This is a genomic window from Plantactinospora sp. B6F1, from assembly GCF_040120695.1.
Lineage (GTDB): Bacteria > Actinomycetota > Actinomycetes > Mycobacteriales > Micromonosporaceae > Plantactinospora.
On sequence record NZ_JBEEAC010000022.1, the window covers coordinates 89,898 to 109,737 of the forward strand.

The 19,840-nt window shown below is 74.2% G+C and carries 13 protein-coding genes and 2 pseudogenes; 11 read left to right on the forward strand and 4 right to left on the reverse strand.

The genetic code is table 11. From position 1 onward, the window contains the following. Positions 1 to 72: 72 nt before the first annotated feature. The 3 genes from ABNF97_RS24530 to ABNF97_RS24540 all read right to left on the reverse strand — a co-directional run bounded on the left by ABNF97_RS24530 (position 73) and on the right by ABNF97_RS24540 (position 2,334). On the reverse strand, positions 73 to 741 hold the full coding sequence (locus ABNF97_RS24530) for a TetR/AcrR family transcriptional regulator (protein ID WP_349339948.1): 669 nt from the start codon (positions 739 to 741) through the stop codon (positions 73 to 75). 79 nt (positions 742 to 820) lie between these two features. Beyond that, positions 821 to 1,576, reverse strand: a complete 756-nt coding sequence (locus tag ABNF97_RS24535; RefSeq protein WP_349339949.1) for an ABC transporter permease — start codon at positions 1,574 to 1,576, stop codon at positions 821 to 823. Then, positions 1,573 to 2,334, reverse strand: coding sequence for an ATP-binding cassette domain-containing protein (locus ABNF97_RS24540; protein ID WP_130460644.1), 762 nt, complete (start codon positions 2,332 to 2,334; stop codon positions 1,573 to 1,575). Before ABNF97_RS24540 ends, ABNF97_RS24535 begins: the two co-directional genes overlap by 4 nt. A gap of 186 nt (positions 2,335 to 2,520) precedes the next feature. Here ABNF97_RS24540 and ABNF97_RS24545 point away from each other — a divergent pair. The 4 genes and pseudogenes from ABNF97_RS24545 to ABNF97_RS24560 all read left to right on the forward strand — a co-directional run. After that, positions 2,521 to 3,195: pseudogene (locus tag ABNF97_RS24545) on the forward strand (nucleotidyltransferase domain-containing protein); the annotation flags it as partial. 243 nt (positions 3,196 to 3,438) lie between these two features. Then, positions 3,439 to 3,870 carry a phosphoribosyl-AMP cyclohydrolase gene (gene hisI, locus ABNF97_RS24550; protein ID WP_349339964.1) on the forward strand — a complete coding sequence of 144 codons (432 nt, stop codon included), beginning with the start codon at positions 3,439 to 3,441 and terminating at the stop codon, positions 3,868 to 3,870. Positions 3,871 to 3,943: 73 nt separating this feature from the next. After that, on the forward strand, positions 3,944 to 5,554 hold the full coding sequence (locus ABNF97_RS24555; RefSeq protein WP_349339965.1) for an anthranilate synthase component I: 1,611 nt from the start codon (positions 3,944 to 3,946) through the stop codon (positions 5,552 to 5,554). 119 nt (positions 5,555 to 5,673) lie between these two features. Further along, positions 5,674 to 6,264, forward strand: coding sequence for a Trp biosynthesis-associated membrane protein (locus ABNF97_RS24560; protein ID WP_130465610.1), 591 nt, complete (start codon positions 5,674 to 5,676; stop codon positions 6,262 to 6,264). A gap of 128 nt (positions 6,265 to 6,392) precedes the next feature. Here ABNF97_RS24560 and ABNF97_RS24565 read toward each other — a convergent pair. After that, positions 6,393 to 6,629: pseudogene (locus ABNF97_RS24565) on the reverse strand (hypothetical protein); the annotation flags it as partial. Positions 6,630 to 7,124: 495 nt separating this feature from the next. Here ABNF97_RS24565 and trpC point away from each other — a divergent pair. The 7 genes from trpC to ABNF97_RS24600 all read left to right on the forward strand — a co-directional run bounded on the left by trpC (position 7,125) and on the right by ABNF97_RS24600 (position 19,520). Continuing rightward, entirely contained in the window at positions 7,125 to 7,928 is an 804-nt protein-coding gene (gene trpC, locus ABNF97_RS24570) for an indole-3-glycerol phosphate synthase TrpC (RefSeq protein WP_349339966.1), read from the forward strand. Positions 7,929 to 8,004: 76 nt separating this feature from the next. Then, a complete protein-coding gene (gene trpB, locus ABNF97_RS24575) occupies positions 8,005 to 9,246 on the forward strand; it encodes a tryptophan synthase subunit beta (RefSeq protein WP_349339950.1) in 1,242 nt (413 codons plus the stop codon). A 5-nt stretch (positions 9,247 to 9,251) separates the two neighbouring features. Next, the gene (gene trpA, locus ABNF97_RS24580) at positions 9,252 to 10,070 is read left to right on the forward strand and encodes a tryptophan synthase subunit alpha (protein WP_130465609.1); all 819 of its coding nucleotides are present in this window, start codon (positions 9,252 to 9,254) and stop codon (positions 10,068 to 10,070) included. Positions 10,071 to 10,292: 222 nt separating this feature from the next. Continuing rightward, positions 10,293 to 11,570: a prolipoprotein diacylglyceryl transferase gene (lgt, locus tag ABNF97_RS24585; protein WP_349339951.1), complete on the forward strand. Its 1,278-nt coding sequence runs from the start codon at positions 10,293 to 10,295 to the stop codon at positions 11,568 to 11,570. A 17-nt stretch (positions 11,571 to 11,587) separates the two neighbouring features. Then, a complete protein-coding gene (locus ABNF97_RS24590; RefSeq protein ID WP_130460639.1) occupies positions 11,588 to 12,793 on the forward strand; it encodes an FAD-dependent oxidoreductase in 1,206 nt (401 codons plus the stop codon). Between the two features lie 380 nt (positions 12,794 to 13,173). Then, positions 13,174 to 16,500, forward strand: a complete 3,327-nt coding sequence (locus tag ABNF97_RS24595) for an AfsR/SARP family transcriptional regulator (protein ID WP_349339952.1) — start codon at positions 13,174 to 13,176, stop codon at positions 16,498 to 16,500. Positions 16,501 to 16,919: 419 nt separating this feature from the next. Continuing rightward, on the forward strand, positions 16,920 to 19,520 hold the full coding sequence (locus ABNF97_RS24600; protein WP_349339953.1) for a LamG-like jellyroll fold domain-containing protein: 2,601 nt from the start codon (positions 16,920 to 16,922) through the stop codon (positions 19,518 to 19,520). Positions 19,521 to 19,840 lie beyond the last annotated feature (320 nt).

The following is a 19,840-nucleotide window of genomic DNA, read 5'->3' on the forward strand; positions in this document are numbered from 1 at the left end:
CTCCGGGACCCACCCCGACCGGCAACACCCCCGACCGGTACCAGGGACCAGCCGCCCCGCGCGCCCGCGGGATCAGCGGTCCCGCCCGGTGCCACGGGGATCGGCCGCCCCGCCGGGAGTGCCAGGATCAGCCGCCCCGCCGGTGAGCCTGGTGAAGTCTGCGGTCAGGTAGCGCTGCACGGTCGGCGCGACCGCCGCGACCACGACGTCCGGTGCCGCCGAGGCGAGCGGCTCCAGCCGCAGGATGTAGCGGACGAGGATTATCCCGGACATCTGGGTGGCGACCAGCGACGAGCGCAGCGGCGCCTCGGCCGGGTCGATCTGGAGCATCCCGGTCGCCCGGCGGAGCACCTGGGTCTCCAGGAACTCCCGGAGCAGCCGGGCGGTCCACTCGTTGTTCATCGCGGACCGGAACAGCGCGACCGCGGCCGTGCCGGCGGGGGAGTCCCAGACCCGCAGGAACGTCCGGACCAGCCGTTCCCCGACCCCGTCGAGCCCACCCGCGGTGACCTGCGGCACGAACTCCTGCGGGTCGAACGGGATGTCGATGGTGGCCAGGAAGAGCTGATCCTTGGTGCCGAAGTAGTGGTGGACCAGCGCCGGGTCGACCCCGGCGGCGGTCGCGATGGCCCGGATCGAGGTGTGGTCGAAGCCGCGTTCGGCGAACGCGCTCCGGGCGGCTCGCAGGATCCCCTCCCGGGTGTCGGGGTTGCCCGGTCGTCGTCCACTCCGTCGTGCCATCGCCGTCCTCGTCCTCGCACTCGTTCCGCCGGCACCGGTCGGCGCCGCCGGTACCCGGCGCCGACCGGTGCCCCGGCCCTCAGCCGGTGCGCCGCCGCAGCGTGGCCGAGGCGAGCACCAGGGCGACGACCACCGCCGCGGCCACCACCGCGATGTCCCGCCACATCGTGCCGGTCGGCTCGTTGTGCGCGCCGACCTCCTGTAGCGCCTCGACGGCGTACGACAGGGGTAGCACGTCGCTGGTCGCCTGTAGCCAGCCGGCCATCTGGTCGCGGGCGACGAACAGCCCGCAGAGCAGGAGCTGCGGGATCACCACGATCGGCATGAACTGTACGGCCTGGAACTCCGTCTGGGCGAAGGCGCTGCAGAAGAGGCCCAGCGCCACCCCGAGTACGGCGTTGAGCACCGCGATCAGCACCACCAGCCCACCGTCGCCGGCGGTGGAGAGGTCGAACAACCAGTACGCCGCGGCGGCCGCGACGCTGGCCTGGATCGCGGCGGCCAGCCCGAACGCGAGCCCGTAACCGAAGAGCAGGTCCAGTTTGCCCAGCGGGGTGGTGAGCAGCCGTTCCAGCGTGCCGGAGGTGCGCTCCCGGAGCATCGCGATGCTGGTGATCAAGAACATGATCGTGAAGGGGAAGATGCCGAGCATGACCAGGGCGATCCGGTCGAAGGCGGCCGGCTGTCCCGGTGGGGCGGGCTGGTCGCCGTACATGTAGTAGACGAGCGTGAGCAGCGCCACCGGCACCACCAGCAGCATCGCCACGGTACGCCGGTCGTGCCGCAGCTGGCGCAGGATGCGGCCGGTGGTGAAGGCCAGGATCCGCGGGTTCATCGGGGCGACCTCCCCTCGCCGGTGCGGGCCAACCGGTCCCCGCCGGCCTGCTCGTTCGCCCGGATGAGCCGCAGGAACGCCTCCTCCAGGTCGTCGGTGCCGGCCGCCGTGCGTACCGCCGACAGGGTGTCGTCGGCGATCAGCCGGCCCTCCCGGATGAGCAGCAGCCGGTCGCACCGGGCCGCCTCGTCCATCACGTGACTGGACACCAGCAGCGTGGTGCCCTCGGCGGCCATCGCCCGGAACTTCTGCCACAGCTCGGCCCGGAGCACCGGGTCCTGGCCGACCGTCGGCTCGTCGAGGATCACCACCTCGGGGCGGCCGACCAGGGCGCAGGCCAGCGAGGCCCGGCTGCGCTGGCCGCCGGAGAGGGTGCCGACGAGCTGGTCGGTCGCCCCGGCGAGGCCGACATCGGCGATCGCCCGGTCGGCGTCGGCCCGGCCGAGGCCGTGGAGCCGGCCGAAGTAGCGGACGTTCTCCCGGACGGTCAGGTCCGGATAGACGCTCGGTGCCTGGGTCAGATAGCCGAGGCGTCGCCGCAGGCCGGGGGTGCCGGCCGGCTCGCCGAGCACCGTGACGGTGCCGCCGGCCACGATCTGCACGCCGACGATGGCCCGCAGCAGGGTGGTCTTGCCGCTGCCGCTCGGCCCGAGCAGCCCGGTGACGCTGCCCCGCGGGATGGTGCAGCCGATGCCGTGCAGGACCTGCCGCCTGCCCCGGGTCACGACGAGGTCGCGGACCTCGATCGCGGTCTCCATGAAGCCTCCTCAAAGAAAACTCATCAAGCGTTGAAATTCAACGCTAGTTGAAATCTTGCCCCGCCACAACCGCCGAGGGTTGTAGCAGGGCAGTAAAGGTGAGTTAACGGGATGAAAAGAATGAAACGCCCAGGCGGCGCGTGATCGGGCGTTGCGTCATGATCGGACCTGCGGCACGATGGCGCCGTGGATCACGGTCCGTTACGGCAACTCGGGTTCCTCGACGAATGGACGGACCGGCTGCGCCGGCTGCCCGGCCCGCCCGTCGTCGGGGTGCTGCTGCGCGGCAGCTACGCCCGGGGCGCCGCCACCCCGTACAGCGACGTGGACATCGATGTCCTGGTCAGCGGGGAGCGGTACGCTGCGTACCCGGCCTTTCTGGTGGAGGTCGGCGACCGGCTGACCCACCTGTCGGTCGCCGTCCGGGACATCGGATCCTGGCTCGAACGGCTCGACCGGCCCGCCGAGTGGTCCTTCGGACTGCCGGTCGTCGCGCCCGTACGGTTACTCTGGGCACACGCCGCCTGGCGCTCGTCCGTGGACCTGACCGAGATCCGTCAACGCCCCGCCGAGCCCGACCTGGAGGAGTTGGTTGCCGCGCTCGGCAAGGTCGGCGGCGCCCGCGCCAGCGATGCCGAGTACGACGCCCGGCTCGCCGCCGCCGAGCTGGCCCGACGCTGCCCGTCGGTGCTCCGGCTCGCCAACCCCGCCGTCACGGTGGCCAGCCGACGGGACGCGCTGGCCGCCGCACTGGACCTGCCGGTCGCCCCGGACGGCTACCACGACGACATGCTCACCTGCCTCGGGCTGCGCCCCGACACCCTGCCCCGGCTGCACGCCGCCGCGCACCGCCTGGTGGCCGGCACGGTGGCACTGGCCCGCCCGTACGCGGAGGAACTGGCCGAGGTGGTCGGCGCGGACCTCGCCGCCGCACTGCGGGACGGCCGGCTCGACCGCTACGTCGGCCAACTCGCCCGGGGCGGCACGAACACCCCACCGGGGACGCCGGGCTGCCCGCCCGGCGGCGTGGCGCGGGCCACTTCGGGGCGCGGGAGCGGGGACGGGTGGACGGTTCCGGTGCCGCGTGCGAAACAATCGGGAACTATGCCCGTACCCGACCTCTCCCCGGTGACCGCGCCCGGGCCGGCGCCGCGCGGTCGCGCGCGCCCCTCGGCCCTCGATCCGGCGATCGCCGCGCGCCTGCGCCGCACCCCCGACGGACTCGTCGCCGCCGTGGTCCGGGCGCACGACACCGGCGACGTGCTGATGGTCGCCTGGATGGACGACGAGGCGCTGCACCGCACCCTCACCACCGGCCGGGCCACCTACTGGTCGCGCAGCCGGCGGGAATACTGGGTCAAGGGCGAGACCTCCGGCCACCACCAGTACGTCCGCTCGGTGGCGCTGGACTGCGACGGCGACGCCCTGCTGGTCAGCGTCGACCAGGTCGGCGCGGCCTGCCACACCGGAAACCGGACCTGCTTCTCCGACGAACTGCCGGTCAGCGGGACGACGTCCGCCGGGCCGACGACATGACCGACCGGACCTGGACGTGGACGTGGGCGTGGACGTGGAGGAGTCGACCGATGTCCCCTCGGACGGTGATCCGATGACCACCGGCGCGGTGAGCCCGGACGAGGCGACCTTCCGCGACCTGGCCCGGACCCGGCGAGTGGTGCCGGTGGTCCGGCGGCTGCTCGCCGACGGGGAGACCCCGGTCGGGGTCTACCGCAAGCTGGCCGGCGGGCCGGGGACCTTCCTGCTGGAATCGGCGGAGCAGGGCGCCGGCGCGGCCGGGATCGCCTGGTCGCGCTACTCCTTCGTCGGGGTACGCAGCGCCGCCACCCTGGTCGAGCGGGACGGCCAGGCGCACTGGCTCGGTACGCCCCCGGCCGGGCTGCCGACCGGCGGCGATCCGGTGGCGGCGTTGCGGGCCACCGTGGCGGCGCTGACCGGCCCGGCCGCCGTCGGCCCGGTCGGATCCGAGCGGGACTCCATGCCACCGCTGCTCGGTGGCATGGTCGGCTACCTCGGCTACGACGTCGTACGCCGTTTCGAGCGGCTGCCCTCGCTGACCGAGGACGACCTGCGCCTGCCCGAACTGGGCATGATGCTCGCCACCGACCTGGTGGTGCTGGACCACTTCGACGGCTCCGCGATCCTGGTGGCGAACGCCCTGCTGCCGGCACCGCCGGACGCCTCCGCCGCCGGTCTGCCGCCCGGTGCCGCCGGTGAGGATCCGGAGCGGGCGGCCCAGGTCGGGGCGGCGTACCACCAGGCGGTGGGCCGGCTGGACGCGATGACAACGGCGCTGTCCCGGCCGATCCCGCCGATGATCGCCACGGTCGGCCGGCCCTGCGCGGGCGAGGTGTTCAGCCGGACCGCCGACGGGGAGTACCCGAAGGCGGTCGAGGTGGCCAAGGAGGCGATCCGGGCCGGCGAGTGCTTCCAGATCGTGCTCGCCCAGCGCTTCGAACGGGAGACCGAGGCCGACCCGCTGGACATCTACCGGGTGCTGCGGGCCACCAACCCGAGCCCGTACATGTATCTGCTCCGGTTCGACGACTTCGACATCGTCGGATCGTCCCCGGAGGCGCACCTGAAGGTCAGCGCCGGCGCCGACGGCCAGCGGCGGGCCATGCTGCACCCGATCGCCGGCACCCGGCCCCGGGGAAGCAGCCCGGCCGACGACAGCCGGCTGGCCGCCGAGCTGATCACCGACCCCAAGGAGCGGGCCGAGCACGTGATGCTGGTCGACCTGGGCCGCAACGACCTGGGCCGGGTCTGCCAGCCGGGCACGGTCGAGGTGCCGGAGTTCGCCACCATCGAGCGGTACAGCCACGTGATGCACATCGTCTCCACGGTGGTGGGGACGCTGCGGGAGGACCGGACCGCGTTCGACGCGCTGGCCGCCACCTTCCCGGCCGGCACCCTCTCCGGAGCCCCGAAGGTGCGCGCGATGGAGATCATCGAGGAGCTGGAGCCCACCCGTCGCGGCCTGTACGGCGGCACGGTCGGCTACGTCGGTTTCGGTGGCGACCTGGACATGGCGATCGCGATCCGGACCGCGCTGATCCGGCGCGGACGGGCGTACGTGCAGGCGGGGGCCGGGATCGTCGCCGACTCCGACCCCGCCGCCGAGGACCGGGAGACCCGGAGCAAGGCGGCGGCGGTACTGGCCGCGATCGCGGCGGCGGAGACCCTGCGGCCGGCCCGGTGAACACCGACGGATCCCCGGAGAGCACTCCGGCGCGCCCCGGGTCACCGGCCCCGGCCGGTCCACCCCGCCCCGCCGGGGCAGCGGCGGCGGCCGGGCAGCCCTCCGCAGCGGCGGCACCGGTGGCCGGGCCACCCCCCGCCGACGCGGCACGGGTGACGGGGCGGCGGGAGTTGACGTACACCGTGCTGCTCTGCCTGCTCGGCGCCGGCCTGGCGGTCTTCGCCGCAACCCGGACCTGGTCCGTCGAGCTGACCGCCCGCCCGGCGCCGCTGCCACCCGGTCGGGTGACCCGGACCGGCGGCGACCTGCTGCCCTGGCTCCCGGCGCTGGCCCTGGTCGGGCTGGCCGCCACCGGAGCGGTGCTCGGCACCCGGGGGATCGGGCGCCGGCTGGTCGGTGGGCTGCTGGCGCTCGTCGGGGTCGGTCTGGCGGCCGGCGCCGGCTACGCCGGGCTCGGCACCGACACCGAGGTCGCTGCCGGCTGGCCGCTGCTCTGCGCGCTCGGCGGCCTGCTGGCCGGCGCGGCTGGCGCGTTCACCGCGGTGCGGAGCGGGGGATGGCCGGTAATGGGTGCCCGCTACGAGCGGGGCCGGTCCGCCGGTGCGGGTCCGGAAAGTCCGCTGCTCACCCCGGACGGCCGGGTCGACGGCCGACGGACGGCCGCCGCCTGGGACGCGCTGGACCGCGGCGAGGACCCCACGGTCGGCTGACCGGCGGCGTTGCGCGATCGGCTGACCGGCTGGCGGGCGCCCCTCGCGCCGCGCCGCGTCCCGGCCGGGCCAGCGGTCCGGACGGTCCCGGGCACCGCGTTGCCGTCCGGAGGGTTCGCGACGGTCGCGGGTGCGGCCGGTGGTGCGGTGCCGAGCGCCGCCACCAGGGCACGGATCTCGTCGCGGCGCAGCGCGCGTTCCCGGTCCGCGCAGATCGCCTCCCAGGCGTTGCCCCGGGCGGTCCGGATCCGGGCGTCGCCGATCACCGCGCGCTCCACGCTCTGCACCATGCCGACCGCGACGGAGAGTACGGCCCGGGGGATGCTGGTCAGGTCGATGGTCGAGCCAGGCTTAACAGCGCTCATCGTTTCCCCGCACGAAATCGATCGATCCGACTGGTCGGCGGCGGCCCCGCGACCAGTGTGCCCGACGGTGATGGTGCCCATCCGGTGTTTCCGGCCGGTCACCCCCGGATCAACGGTTCGTCCCGGCCCGGTCCACCATCCGGGACAACCTCCGCCGCGGCGTCCGCCTTCCTTGACATCCGTCACATTCGTCGCCCGGTCGCCCGGTCGCCCGGTCGCCCGGTCGCCCGGTCGCCGGATCGCCGTCGCCCGGCCGTCCGGCTGCGGAGTGGCTTCGGCGGCGGCTCCGGTGCGATGGCGCAGCGTGATAGGCCGCTCACAAGGGTGGCCATTATGCCCCAGCCCATCTCGTGAAGCACGCCATACCCCCGAGGGCGTCCGCCCCGTGGCGACGCCTAGCATCGGCCCATGACGCCCGGAGAGGGGAGTCCGTTGGTGACTGCTGAGCATCCGCACACGGCGGGAGACGAAGCCGGATCGGCCACGTCCGCCAACGTGCTCGACGAGATCCTCGCCGGAGTCCGCGAGGACGTCGCACGACGGCAGGAAGAGGTGCCGCTGGAGCAGATCAAGCAACTCGCGGCGGCGGCCGTACCGCCCCGGGACGCGTACGCGGCACTGCGCCGCCCGGGCGTCGGGGTGATCGCCGAGGTGAAGCGCTCCTCGCCGTCCAAGGGGCAGCTCGCCGAGATCGCCGACCCGGCCGACCTGGCCGGTGAGTACGCGGCGGGTGGGGCACGCTGCGTCAGCGTGCTCACCGAGGGGCGGTGGTTCGGCGGGTCGCTGGAGGACCTGGCGGCGGTCCGGACCGCGGTGGACATCCCCGTGCTCCGCAAGGACTTCGTGGTCTCCAGCTACCAGGTGCACGAGGCCCGGGCGCACGGCGCCGACCTGGTGCTGCTGATCGTCGCGGCGCTGGAGCAGAACGTGCTGGTCGGCCTCCTGGAGCGCATCGAGTCGCTGGGCATGACCGCCCTGGTCGAGGTGCACGACGAGGAGGAGGCGGACCGCGCGCTGGAGGCCGGCGCCCGGGTGATCGGGGTGAACGCCCGCAACCTGCGCACCCTGGAGGTCGACCGGTCGGTCTTCGAGCGGATCGCCCCGGGGCTGCCGAACAAGGTTGTCAAGATCGCCGAGTCCGGGGTACGCGGCCCGCACGACCTGATCCGCTACGCCTCGGCCGGCGCCGACGCCGTACTGGTCGGCGAGGGTCTGGTCACCCAGAAGAGTCCCCGCGAGGCGGTGGCCGAACTGGTCAACGCCGGCAACCACCCCGCGACACCCCGGCCGGTCCGATGAGCGAGCGTAGTGAGCGAATCAGCCAGTTCGGTGCGTTTGAGCCTCGTGGCGGCGCGGAGCGAAGCGGAGTGCCGACATGAGCGCGCCCACCATGCCGACCGGTGAGACGGCCCTGCCCGACCTCGCCGGCCACTTCGGCCCGTACGGCGGTCGGTTCGTCCCCGAGGCGCTGGTCGCCGCGCTCGACGAACTCGACACGGCGTACCGGGAGGCGCTGGCCGACGAGTCGTTCACCGCCGAGTTCACCCGGATGCTGCGCGAGTACGCCAACATCCCGTCGCTGCTCTATCCGGCGCAGCGGCTCTCCGCCCGGGTCGGGGCGCGGGTGCTGCTCAAGCGCGAGGACCTCAACCACACCGGCGCGCACAAGGTTCGCAACGTGCTCGGCCAGGCGCTGCTCACCAAGCGGATGGGCAAGCCCCGGGTGATCGCCGAGACGGGTGCTGGCCAGCACGGGGTGGCCAGCGCGACCGCGGCCGCGTACCTCGACCTGGAGTGCGTGGTCTACATGGGTGAGCTGGACACCCAGCGGCAGGCACTCAACGTCGCCCGGATGCGGATGCTCGGCGCCACCGTCGTCCCGGTGACCGCCGGCTCACGTACCCTCAAGGACGCGATGAACGAGGCCATGCGCGACTGGGTGGCCAACGTTGACCGGACGCACTACCTGATCGGCACCACCGCCGGCCCGCACCCGTTCCCGGCGATGGTCCGCCAGTTCGTCCGGGGCATCGGGGTGGAGGCCCGGCAACAGTGCCTGGAACTGACCGGCGCGCTGCCGGACGCGGTGACCGCCTGCGTCGGCGGCGGCTCCAACGCCCTCGGCATCTTCCACGCTTTCGTGCCCGACGCCGACGTCCGGCTGTACGGCTTCGAGGCCGGCGGCGAGGGCATCGAGACCGGACGGCACGCGGCGAGCATCACCGGCGGCTCCTCCGGCGTACTGCACGGCACCCGCACCTACGTGCTCCAGGACGCCGACGGGCAGACGGTCGAGTCACACTCGATCTCGGCCGGGCTGGACTATCCCGGGGTCGGCCCCGAGCACGCCTGGCTCAACGACGCCGGGCGGGCCCGGTATGCGCCGGTCACCGACGCGGAGGCGATGGACGCCTTCCAACTGCTCTGCCGGACCGAGGGGATCATCCCGGCGATCGAGAGCGCCCACGCGCTCGCCGGCACGCTCAAGATCATCCCTGAGTTGACCGCCGAACTCGGCCGCGAGCCCACCATCGTGGTCAACCTCTCCGGCCGGGGCGACAAGGACGTGCACACCGCCGGGGAGTACTTCGGCATCCTCGACGGAGACCAGGGGTGAGCGAGATGGCCATCGCCTCCGACCGGAGCATCGGGCTCGCGTTCGAGAAGGCCCGGGCCGAGGGGCGCGCGCTGCTCTTCGGCTGCATGCCGGCCGGCTTCCCGACCATCGAGGGCAGCATCACCGCGATGCGGGCGATGGTCGACGCCGGGGTCGACGTGATCGAGCTGGAGATTCCGTACTCCGACCCGGTGATGGACGGGCCGGTCATCCAGCGGGCCAGCGACATCGCCCTAGCCGGCGGCGTACGGACCCGCGACGCGTTGCGGATCATCGAGGAGGTGGCCGCGACCGGGGCCCCGGTGGTCACGATGACCTACTGGAACCCGGTCGAGCGCTACGGCGTCGACGCCTTCGCTCGGGACCTCGCCGCCGCCGGCGGCACCGGCCTGATCACTCCGGACGTGATCCCCGAGGAGGCCGGCGAGTGGCTGGCCGCCTCCGACGCGTACGGGCTGGACCGGACGTTCCTGGTCGCGCCCTCGTCGACCGATCGGCGGCTGGCGATGACCGTCGAGCACTGCCGGGGCTTCGTCTACGCCACCGCGCTGATGGGGGTGACCGGTGCCCGGGAGAAGACCTCGGACGCCGCTCCGACCCTGGTCGGCCGGGTCCGGGCGGTCAGCACGCTGCCGGTCGGGGTGGGTCTCGGCGTTGGCACCGGCGCACAGGCCGCCGAGGTCGGCGGGTACGCCGACGCCGTCATCGTGGGCAGCGCCCTGATCCGCTGCCTGCTGGACGCCCCCGACGAGGCCGCCGGGTTGGCCGCGCTGGGCAGGCTCGGCGCCGAGCTCGCCGAGGGCGTCCGCGCCGTACAGCGCTGAGGGCCAGCCCTCGGCACCCGGACCGGTCCGCCGCCCTCGGCCCACCGGAGATTGGTCCGCGTCTTTGGCGCACCGACCGATCCGACGGCGTGTCCTTCGGTGGAAAACGGACGGCGGCCCAGCTCACCCCAGGCGTCGGGCTGAAGCGGACAGGAGTCTCCCCGGGACGACAACCGGACCGGGGTGCCGCTGACGGGGGTCGCGACGGTAGCCTGTGCACCCGTGACCCTCGCCTCGCTCTCTCCTCAGGCGGCCCTGCCGAGCCCCGCCACCGCCGTGTGGCAGCTCGGGCCGGTGCCGATCCGGGCGTACGCACTCTGCATCGTGCTCGGGATCGTGGTCGCCTGCGTGGTGACCGAAATGCGGATGCGCCGCCGTGGCGTCGCCCCCTGGGCGGTGCTGGACATCGCCGTCTGGGCGGTGCCGTTCGGCATCGTCGGCGCCCGGATCTACCACGTGATCACATCGCCAGGCGCTTACTTCGGCGAGGGCGGTGACCCGATCAAGGCTCTCTACATCTGGGAGGGCGGGCTCGGCGTCTGGGGCGCCGTCGCGGGCGGTGCGGTCGGCGCCTGGCTCGCCGCGCGGCAGCTCGGCCTGCCGTTGACCGTGGTGGCCGACGCGCTCGCCCCGGGCCTGCCACTGGCCCAGGCCGTCGGCCGGATCGGCAACTGGTTCAACAACGAGCTGTTCGGCGGGGAGACGAAGCTGCCGTGGGGGCTGGAGATCCACCGGATGGATCCGACCAATCCCGGGCACGCGCTCCGTGACGACAGCGGCAACCCGGTCCTCGAACCCGGGCTTTTCCACCCGACCTTCCTCTACGAGGCGCTCTGGAACGTCGGCGTGGCCGGTCTGGTCCTCTTCCTCGACCGGCGGTTCAAGCTCGGCCGGGGCCGGGCCTTCGCGCTCTACGTGATGGGTTACACCGCCGGCCGGTTCTGGATCGAGATGATGCGCACCGACCCGGCGAACGAGTTCCTCGGCGCCCGGCTCAACGTCTGGACCGCCGCCCTCGTCTTCCTCGGCGCTCTGGTCTACTTCGTCCGGGTCCGGGGCCCGCAGGAGTTCCTCGTGCCGGTCGGTGGCGTGCCCGCCCCGCTGGGCGCGGATGGCGCCGCCACCGGCGACGTGTCCCAGGTCGACGTCTCCCGGAAGCCGGCCGCGGTCGGCGCGCCGAGCGCGTACCGGGTGGTGACCGAGGAGGAGTTCCGGCGCTTCCAGGAGACCGGCGAGGTGCCGCCCGCCGAACCGACCTCGGCCGTGCAGCCTGCCGACGCCGACGCCGACGCCGACGCCGACGCCGACGCCGATGCCGACGCCGACGGCGCTGAGGGCGCTGAGGGCGAGGGTGACGACGACGGGTCCCGGCCGGAGGTGCCGGCAGCCTCGTCCGAGGTCGCCGCAGAGTCGGCCGCCGCCGGAGAGTCGGCCGCGGTCCGGGACGGCGAACCCGCCGACGCCGGCGCGGTGCCGGGGACGGCAGACCGGGACCGTTGAGCGGGGGAGCCGGCCCGATGCGTACGGCCGTGGTGGTGGGCGCCGGAATCGGCGGGCTGGCGACCGCCGGTGCACTCGCCCGCTCCGGGTGGCAGGTGACCCTGCTGGAACAGGACGATCGGGTACGCGCCGGCCGCACCGCGCTGGTGCTCTGGCCCAACGGGGTACGCGCGCTGCGTGCGCTCGGTCTCGGCGAGGGGTTGGCCGCCATCGCGACACCGCTGCCCGACGTCGGCGTCCGGCGCCCCGACGGACACTGGCTGGTGCAGCCCCGCCCCGGGCTCGGCGAACGCGCGCCGGTCGTCGTACACCGAGAGGACCTGCACGACGCGCTGATCGCCGGCCTCGGCGACCGGGTGGAGATCCGGACCGGCGTCGAGGTCCGGACCGTCCGGGCCGGCGACGGCGACGGCGACCGGCCGGCGGTCGGTGACGGGCGCGGCAGCTACGAGGCCGACCTGGTCGTCGCCGCCGACGGCATCGACAGCGCGGTACGCCGTCGGCTCGCCCCGGAGGCCACCGTGGTCAGCTCCGGCTGCGCGGCGTGGCGGGCGGTCATCCCGTGGTACAGGGCGCCGCAGCTTCCGGCCGACCGGCCGGTGGACGGCGAGACGCTCGGCGCCGGTTACCGGTTCGTCGCGGCCTCGCTGGGCGACCGGGGCGATTCCGGTGGCTCGACCCGGGGCGGGATCTACTGGGTGGCGACGGCGGCCGGTGCATCCCGCCCGGAGCCACCGGCCACCCAACTGACCCTGCTCCGGCGCTGGTTCGCGAACTGGCCGGCACCGATCGGCGACCTGCTCGCCGCGACCGAGCCGGAGGACCTGGTCCAGCAGGAGGTGCGCGAGCTACGCCCGCTGCCCCGCGCGTACGGCTTCCCGGCCGGCACCGGCGGGGTGGTGCTGGTCGGCGACTCCGCGCACGCCATGCCGCACCACCTGGGTCAGGGCGCCTGCCTTGCCCTGGAGGACGCCGCGACGCTGCGTTCGGCGGTCCGGGAGGCGATTCCCGGTGCGCCGCTGCGCGAGGCGGTCGAGACGTACAACCGGGTACGCCGTCCCCGGACCGTGACGGTGGTCCGGCAGACCAGGCGGATGTCGGCGGTGTTGCAGGCCAGGGGGCGGCTGGCGCTGCGAGCCCGGGACGCCGCCCTCGGCACCATCACCCCCCGGCTGCTGGGCAGCGCGGCGAGCGTGGCGGCCCAGTGGCGGCCGCCGGAGTGATCGACCGGGAATCGACCGCCGGCTGACCATCCACGGCGTCTTCGGCAGCCGGCTTGCCGTCGGCGGATCTTCGCTCGCCGGGGGAATGCTGACGGCCATTCCAGATCGTGGACACCCCGAGGTTGCGAGCCGGCCGGCGTCCGTCCGGGGGCGCGCCAGCGCCACGGCCGGAGGATCAGAGGCCGCGCAGGTGGGAAGAGCGCTCCTGCCGCGGGTGTCCCGACAACCCCCGCTGCGGGTGTCCAGATAAGAGGATGGGCCGTGGCCCGAGCGGGTCGCGCCGGACCCTCCGGTTCGTCGGCCAACCGACCGATCGGGAGGATGCCCGGTACGCCGTCGCATCGCGCACACTACCCGGGAGCGAAGGTGAGGGCTGCCAGTTGCGGCACAGCGTGCCTGGTCAACAGGCGAGTACGAAACGGCGGTACACCCCGGGCAGGGTACGGCTGCTCGGGCCGGTCCGGCTGGTCGGCCCCGACGGACCGGTCGCGCTGCCGGACGGCGCCGGTGCGCTCCTCGGGTTGCTGGCGTTGCGGCCGAACGAGCCGGTCCCGGACGCGGAACTGCTGGCCGCGCTCGCCGGTCGGGACGCGCTGTCCCGGGCCGGTGATCGTCCCCTGGAGCACGCGGCGACGCTGCTGGCGGCCGCGCTGGCCGATTGTGGATCGCCCAACGCGCTGGAGATCCGACCCGGCGGATACCTGCTCCGGATGCCGAGCGGCCGGATCGACGCGTGCCGGTTCCTCCACCTCCTCGACCGGGCTCGGCGCCGGGTCGCCGGCGGTGACCTCCAGGGCGCCGCCCGGCTGTTCCGCGCCGCACTGGCCGTCTGGCCCGAGCCGTTGGTGCCGGATCGGTCTGCCGGGCGCCGGGTGGAGGCCGGCGCCGAGGTCTGCGACACCTACCGGTTCTGCCCGTCCGGCTGGGCCGCAGTCGAGTTGGGCCGGCTGCGGCAGGCCAGAATCGACGCCTTCGAGGACCGCTGGGAGTGCGACCTGCGGCTTGCCGTGGCGGCGCACGCCGCCGCCGGTGGCCCGGTCGCCGACCGCGCGGTGGTGGCCGCCGGAGCGACCGCCGCGCGGATAGCCGGGACGGCGGTCGGCGAGCTGACCCCGGCGGTGGCGGCCCATCCGCTGCGGGCACGGCTGTGGGAGCTGCTGCTCGTCGCCACCTACCTTGCCCAGGGGCGCCGGGCCGCCGCCGCGACGCACCAGCGGGCCCGGGAGGTCTTCCAGGACCAGTTGGGCGTCGAGCCGGCCGGCCGGGTGGGCGTACTGGCGGCGGCGGTGCGGACCGGTGAACTGCCCGAGGACTGGGCGACGGGGCCCCGTCCGGCACCCACCACCGAGGTTGCCGGCGGTCCGGGGACGTCCCGACCGCGTCCGGCCGCCCGGCTGCCGGTCCCGCTCACCGCCCTGCTCGGCCGGGACGAACTGCTGGAGGCCGTCGCCGAGCGGCTCGACCGGCACCGCCTGGTCACGCTCACCGGAACGGGTGGAGCCGGAAAGACCCGGCTGGCTGTCGCGGCGGCGAAGGCCCGTACCGATCGTCCGGTCTGGTTCGTGGACCTGACCGCGGTGGAGAGCCCGGTACGGGTGCCGCAGGCGGTGGCCGCCGCACTCGGCGTACCGGACCCGGGGCGGGACACGGTGGAGGCGCTCGCCGCCGACCTGGGCCCGGTCCGGGCACTGCTGGTGCTGGACAACTGCGAACACCTGGTCACCGGCTGCGCGGAGCTGGTGGACCGGCTGTTGTCCCGCTGCCCGGGGCTGCGGGTGCTGGCGACCAGCCGGGTCGCGCTGCGGCTGCCCGCCGAGTCGCTGGTCCGGGTGCCCGCGCTCGCCGTGCCCGAGGTGGGCACCGGGCACAGCCTCGCGGCACTGGCCGCACATCCGGCCACCCGACTCTTCCTCGAACGGGCCCGGGAGTTCTCCGGCCGGCCCGTCCCCGAGGCCAGTGCCGACGCGGTCGTCCGGCTCTGTGCCGACCTGGACGGGCTGCCGCTGGCGATCGAGCTGGCCGCGGCGCGTACCCCGATGCTGACGGTGCACGAGATCATCGCGCGGCTGCGTACCGACGTGCGGCTGCTGCGCAGTCCGGACCCGAGGCCGCCGGACCGGCACCGCAGCGTCGCCGCGGCGGTGGAGTCCAGCCTGGCCCTGCTCGACGACGACACCCGCCGGCTCTTCGACCGGCTCTCGGTCTGTGCGGGCGGGTTCGACACCGAGGCGGCGCGGTCGATCGGCGGTCCGCACGCACCGGCGTCCCTGGCGTCCCTGGTCGAGGCGTCCCTGATCGAACCGCTACCCGCCGCCGCGACCACGACGCCAGCCGTCCCGACCACGACGCCAGCCGTCCCGACCACGACGCCAGCCATCCCGACCACGACGTCGGCCGTTCCGACCGCCGGACCAGCCGCCCCGACCGCTGCCCCGGTCGAGGGCGCCGGCCAGCCCGGGGCGGGCGGGGGCGACCAGGCCCGCTACCGGATGCTGGAGCCGGTCCGGCGGCACGCGCTGGCCCGGCTGGTCCGCTCCGGTGCCGAGGTGGCCGCCCGGCAGGCGCTCGCGGCGTACTGCCTGGACCTCGCCGAGCGGGCCGACGCCCGGCTGCGGGGCACCACCCGGGACTGGTGGCTGGCGCGGCTGCGCGCCGACGAGCCCAACCTGCGGTCCGCGATGACCTGGCTGGCCGAGGCGGGCGCCGGCGGCCCCGCGCGCGGGGATCTTCGACTGGCCGCCGCCCTCGCCATGTACTGCCGGCTGGAGGGCAACTACCGGGAGGGCCACGACTGGCTGTCCACGGCGCTGTCCCGGCACCCCGACGCCCCGGCCGCGCTGCGGTCCCGGGCCGGAATCGGCGCGGCCATGCTGGCGATGCTGGCCTGCGACTATCCGGCCGCGATCCGGCACGCGGAGCTGGCCCGGGCCGCCTGCCGGACGACCCGGAACCGCCGTGCCGAGGCGCGGGTGGAGCAGATCCTCGGCTCGGTGGCCCGGGAGCAGGCCCGGTACGCCGAGTCCGCCCGTCACCTGGCCACCGCCGGGGCCATCTTCGGCGACTGCGACGACGAGTGGGGCGAGGCGCAGATCACCGAGCTGCGCGGCTTCACCGCCTGGCTCTCGGGTGACCTGGACCGGGCCGACTCGCGGCTGTGGGCGAGCCTGCGCCGGCACGAGCGGCTCGGTGACGCGCTGGCGGCGGCGAGCGCGCTGATGAGTCTCGGTGCGGTCGCGCTGTACCGGGGCGACATCGACCGGGCGTCGTCGTTGCTGGACGTGGCGCTGCGGCGGTACTCGGCGGTCGGCTTCCCGGAGGGAGTCGGCTGGGCGCACAACCTGCGCGGCCTGGTGGAGCTGCGCGCCGGGTGCATCCGGCGGGCCGCCCACCACCTGCGGCTCAGCCTGGCGGCGCACCGCCAGGTCGGCGACCGGTGGCGCACCGCCAGCGTGCTGGAGGCACTCGCCGAGGCGGCCCGGCTGGCCGGCGATGCGGTCGGCGCCGCCCGGCTGCTCGGTGCGGCGACCGGGATCCGGGACGAGATCGGCGCCCCGGTGCCGTCCTGCGAGCGACCGGACGTCGACGCGACGCGCCGGGCACTTCGGGCCGAGCTTGGCCAGCGGTACGCCGAGGCGTGCCGCTCCGGTCGCGATGCGGGCCTGGACGGGGTGCTGGCGGCCGCCAGGGTGGCCCAGTCGGCGGGCTGACCGTCGGCGTCGCAGCCGACCACCGGAGAGCCGCACGGCACCGACGACATGTCCGATGAGGACCGAGTTGGTGGAGTTGCTTCCTCAGGTTCTGAGCATAATCATCAACCTCTGTTGACTGCCGTCGACCCCGCAGTACACCCTTGCTCCAGTCATTGCACGGGGGAAGGTGCATAGTGGACACTGCTCTGTTTTGGCGTGCCCAAAATCAGCAACGGGGACCGGTCGGGTTTCTCGCGCTACTGGTCACGCTCGCGTCGGCGACCGTCAGCATCGGTGCACCCGCGGCCAGCGCCGCCACCGATACGGCGCCGGACTGTTCCGTTACCGAAGCCGCCGACGAAGCGTCGGCGGCCAGTCTGGCCGCGGCGTGCGGCGATCCGGTCGAGGTGCTGAGCAGACGGACCGAGTCTGCGCGGGTGCTCGTCGACTCCGCCGGTGTCCGCACGCTGGTCGCCTCGGCCACCCCGCAACGGGTCCGGCGCGGCGACGGTACCTGGTCGGCGATCGACCCGACCCTGCGGCGGGTCGGCGGCGGCGTCGTCCCGGCGGCGACCCTCGCCGACGTGTCGTTCTCGGCCGGCGGCTCCGGGCCCATGGTGACCTGGCGCTCCGGTGCCGCGACCTTCACGCTCGGCGCACCGTCCGGCGGGCTGCCCGCACCGCGGCTGGCCGGCGCCACGGCCGTGTACGAGTCGGTGCTGCCCGGAGTCAACCTGCACGTCACGGCGACCGCGGAGGGGTTCACCCACGCGGTCGAGGTGCTGACCCCGGCCGCTGCGGCGAATCCGGCGGTCCGGCGCCTGCGCTACCCGACCGGCGGCAACGTCCGGGTCGACCGGCTCGCCGACGGGGGCATCCGGCTGGTGGACGCAGCCGGTGCGACGCTGGGCGTGACCCGCGCCGCCTCGATGTGGGACTCGACGCGAGAGTCGGAGCGGGCCGGCGAGGTGCTGCCCGGTGTCGCGCCGGCCGCGCCGGCCGAGCCGGCCTCCGCCGCCGAACCCGGTGTCGCCTCCCGGCAGGCCGAGGTCGCGGTGGACGTCGTCGACGGTGGCCTGGTCGTGCGGGGCGACGAGCGGATGCTCGCGGACCCGGCGGTCACCTGGCCGGTCTTCATCGACCCACCCTTCAACGGGCTGCGGTCGAAGTGGGCATACGCCAACAACGCCAACAAGAACTGGGACGTCGGCAATCGCGCCTGGGTGGGTCGCAACCCGTACGACGGGGTGCTGTACCGCTCGTTCTTCGACTTCGACACCTCGGCGATACGGGGCACCCAGGTGCTCTCGGCAAAGGTGACGATGAAGCTCGACCACTCGTACTCGTGCGACAACGACTGGGTGCACCTCTATCGCACGGCCACCGCCGGGATCACCTCCGCCAGCGGCGGCCGGATGGCCTGGGCGACCCGTCCGCTCCCGTCGTCGACCTGGCTCGACTCCTGGGAGGGGCACGCGAACGAGGCCGGCGGCTGCGGCCAGACCCAGCCGGACGCCGACGCGGTGTTCGAGAGGGCCGAGTTGACCGCCGACGTGCAGGCCCAGGCGACGGCGAACGCGACCACCTACACCGTCGGGCTCTGCGCCTGCAACCCGGCGGGCGAGTACGAGTCGTCGCAGGGTCGGTGGAAGAAGTTCTTCACCGACCGGACCTACCTGATCGCGACCTACGACAAGTCGCCGAACGTGCCGACCGTGACGCCGTTCTCGACGACCACCGACTGCTACCGGGCCTGCGTCTCACCGGCCCGGGTGCGGACCGCGACTCCGACGCTGGGCGTGGGCGTGTCGGACCCGTACAACGGAAACCTGCGGACGACGTTCGAGGTCCGGACCGCGGCCTCGGAGACGGCATCGCTGGTCGCCGGCAACGCGGCCGCACCGGTCACCACCTCTGCTCCGGGACCGGCGACCTGGCGGGTGCCCTCGGGCGTGCTGACCAACGGCACCAGCTACTACTGGCGGGCCTGGTCGGTCGACGAGAACAACCTGACCGGGCAGCCGACCGGCTGGCAGACGCTGACGGTGGACACCGCGGCACCGGCCGCGCCGACGGTCTCCTCGGGGCAGTATCCCGAGCAGCGCTGGGGTGCGGTGCTGGGCACCGCGGGCACGTTCCAGCTCGGTGGGGCGTCGGACGTCGCGGAGTTCGCCTGGCGGATCGACTCGGGGCCGACCACGACCGTCGCGGCGACCGCGGGTACCACCACCACGGCCACCGCCTCGGCGACGCCCGGCACGGACATGGTCCACACGCTGGCGGTCACCGCCAGGGATACCGCCGGCAACACCAGCCCGACCCGGTCCTACCAGTTCTGGGTCTCGCCGGTGCCGAACAAGTACGCGCACTGGAGCATGGACGAGGTCTCCGGGGTGACGGCGGCGGACACCGGCGGCGGTGGCAGTGCCCGTTCGCCGATGACCGCCTCCGGCGGGGTCAGCTTCGGCCCCGGCTACCTGGGCAACGCGGCCTCGTTCACCGGCGGCGGCAGCCAGCTCGCGGCCGCCGGCCCGGTGCTGGACACCACCCGCAGCTTCACCGTGATGGCCTGGGTCCGGGCATCCGACCTCACCACCAGCCAGGTGGCCACGGTGCTGAGCCAGGACGGCACGACCGCCGGCCGATTCACCCTGGGCTACCGGCGCAGCGCCAACGGTGGCGCGGGTGGCTGGTGCTTCGCCATGCGGACGACCGAGGCCGGCACGCCGACCACCGCCTGCACCAACGGCTCCAGTTGGGGCCTGCCGTCCACCGGCACCTGGATGCACCTCGCCGGGGTGTACGACACCAGCACCGGCACCATCCGGGCATACGTGATGGGCGATCCGCTCAGCTGCGGCGGTGAGGTCGCCGAGACCGCGTTCACCGGTTCGTGGGCGGCCACCGGTTCCTTCGTGATCGGCCGATCCCGCAATCCGGATGCCACCACCGACCACTGGCGGGGCGCTGTCGACGACGTCTACGCCTTCCAACGGGTGCTCTCGGCCGCCGAGATCTGCCAGCGCGCCGTCGAGTGACCCGACCGATTCCGGTCTTTCGCTGACCGACCGGTTCCGGTCTTTCGCTGACCGCCCGGTGGCACCCGGACCGCCCGGTCCGGGTGCCCCGGGAGGCTCCGCCCATCCACCGCAGCCCGAACCCCAGGCATCCCGCCGACGGGTTTCGTGGCTTCCTTCCACAGCTCCGGTCGCTGCCGATCGTCCGTTCGAACGGGGGAACAGTTCGATGAAGCCAGACGCCACGGGTAGTCCATCCTCCACACCGCAGAGAAGAGCGGCCCGACGCCGGCCGGTCCGCGTCCCCTGGCGACCGGTCCGACGCGGTGTCGCCGCGACCC

Excerpts from the sequence above, each read along its gene's own strand:
- ABNF97_RS24530 (WP_349339948.1), bottom strand. The coding sequence starts at position 741 with ATGGCACGACGGAGTGGACGACGACCGGGCAACCCCGACACCCGGGAG.
- ABNF97_RS24535 (WP_349339949.1), bottom strand. The coding sequence starts at position 1,576 with ATGAACCCGCGGATCCTGGCCTTCACCACCGGCCGCATCCTGCGCCAG.
- ABNF97_RS24540 (WP_130460644.1), bottom strand. The coding sequence starts at position 2,334 with ATGGAGACCGCGATCGAGGTCCGCGACCTCGTCGTGACCCGGGGCAGG.
- hisI (WP_349339964.1), top strand. The coding sequence starts at position 3,439 with ATGCCCGTACCCGACCTCTCCCCGGTGACCGCGCCCGGGCCGGCGCCG.
- ABNF97_RS24555 (WP_349339965.1), top strand. The coding sequence starts at position 3,944 with ATGACCACCGGCGCGGTGAGCCCGGACGAGGCGACCTTCCGCGACCTG.
- trpB (WP_349339950.1), top strand. The coding sequence starts at position 8,005 with ATGAGCGCGCCCACCATGCCGACCGGTGAGACGGCCCTGCCCGACCTC.
- trpA (WP_130465609.1), top strand. The coding sequence starts at position 9,252 with ATGGCCATCGCCTCCGACCGGAGCATCGGGCTCGCGTTCGAGAAGGCC.
- ABNF97_RS24590 (WP_130460639.1), top strand. The coding sequence starts at position 11,588 with ATGCGTACGGCCGTGGTGGTGGGCGCCGGAATCGGCGGGCTGGCGACC.